The 1,623-nt window shown below is 60.6% G+C and carries 1 protein-coding gene and 1 pseudogene; one reads left to right on the forward strand and one right to left on the reverse strand.

Going from position 1 to position 1,623, the window contains the following annotated elements:
- Positions 1-138: pseudogene (locus tag OQK_RS29800) on the forward strand (30S ribosomal protein S6--L-glutamate ligase); the annotation flags it as partial.
- Positions 139-229: 91 nt separating this feature from the next.
- Here OQK_RS29800 and OQK_RS00530 read toward each other — a convergent pair.
- The gene (locus tag OQK_RS00530) at positions 230-1,543 is read right to left on the reverse strand and encodes an ATP-binding protein (RefSeq protein ID WP_016770645.1); all 1,314 of its coding nucleotides are present in this window, start codon (positions 1,541-1,543) and stop codon (positions 230-232) included.
- Positions 1,544-1,623: the final 80 nt, after the last annotated feature.

A 1,623-nucleotide genomic window follows, 5' to 3' on the forward strand; every position in this document is an offset into this window, starting at 1 on the left:
CTGGTGATGGAAGTGAACTCGTCGCCGGGACTGGAAGGCATCGAGACCACGACGGGCAAGAATGTCGCCGGGATCATCATCGAGCATCTGGAAAAGAATGGCGGGCCGAATATGACCCGCACCAAGGGCAAGGGCTAGAGAAGCAGCTGCTAGCGGCAAGCTTCAAGCGGCAAGTGAACAGCGCTTTGCTTGCAGCTTGTAGCTTGTAGCTTGTAGCTTGTAGCTGCTTCTAAACAGCATCTCGGGGCAACATCAATCCAAGCGGCAATCTCACCCGCGCCTCCAGTCCACCCCCGGACCGGTTGCGCAATTCGACATTGCCGCCATGCATCGCCGCAATCCGTTTGACGATCGCCAGCCCCAGCCCGGTGCCTTTGCCACCGCGAGCCCGATCACCTCGGGTAAACGGGTTGAAGATCGCTTCAAGCTCGGACGGATCAATCCCCGCGCCACGGTCCATCACGCTCAGAACCACATACGGCGCGCTGGTATCTCCGGACACATAAGCCGCGACCTCAACACCGGTGCCGGCATGGTTCAAGGCGTTGCCGATCAGGTTGTTGAGCAGGCGTTTCATCGACACTCGACGCAGCGGAAACGGCTGGATCGGTTCCAGGCGCAGGCGCACTTTCTCTTCGTTCTGGTTGTACGGCGCGGCGACTTCACGCACCAGATCGCTGAGGTCCACCTCCTCCACTGACTCATCACGACCATCGCGGATGAACGCGAGGAACTGGTCGAGAATCGCGTCCATGTCTTCGATATCGCGGACCATGTCGTCGGTGAGATCGGTGTGATCGCCCATCAATTCCAGCGACAGGCGCAAGCGCGTCAGCGGTGTGCGCAAGTCGTGGGAAACCCCCGCCAGCATCAGCTCGCGCTCGCGTCCGGCCTGTTCAACGTCCTCGGCCATCTGGTTGAAGGCGCGATAAACCTCGGTCATTTCGCTCGGCGTGTCGCTGATCGGCAGGCGCACGCTGCGGCCTTGGCCGAGTTGCCGCGCGGCATACACCAGGCGCTTCAACGGCTGATTGAGCTGGCTGACGAAGATCCATGCCGATGCCGTCGACAACAGGCCGATGGCGAGGAACCAGCCGAGCACGTTCCAGATTTTCTGGCCGCGCAGCGGATGCGGATACAACGGCACTTTCAGCCAGCCATCGCCCAGACTCGGCGCCCTCACCCACAGCGCTGGTGGCGAGTGCATGCGCAAACGCACCTCGGTGTCGGCACCCAGTTCCGCCTGCATCTGACGTTGGTAGATTTCGCTGTACGGCCAGTGCTGTTCACCTTCCGGCACACCGGCGCCGACCACACGAATCAGGGTCGCGGCATCGGCAATTTTTGCGCGGTTTTCCTCATCGGCGGCCCAATAGGCGCGCAGCGTCAGAGCGACGCCATGGCTGTATTGGCGATCCACCAGCACGTCCTCGTTCATCAACAGATAAACCAGGGTCAGCGCCTTGGAAAACAGCACGACGATCAGCACCAGCCAGAGGGTGCGGGAGAAAAAACTTTGGGGGAACCAGACGGGGGTTTTCATCTTTAACCGCTACACACTTGCAGGAGCGAGCAATGCTCGCATATTGCGGATTGCGAGTCTGTGGCAATGGCCGTGCGGCC

The organism is Pseudomonas sp. R62, from assembly GCF_000257605.1.
GTDB lineage: Bacteria > Pseudomonadota > Gammaproteobacteria > Pseudomonadales > Pseudomonadaceae > Aquipseudomonas > Aquipseudomonas atacamensis.

What these genes read in the sequence shown, in the direction of transcription:
- OQK_RS00530 (WP_016770645.1), bottom strand. Translation starts at nt 1,543, where the DNA reads ATGAAAACCCCCGTCTGGTTCCCCCAAAGTTTTTTCTCCCGCACCCTC.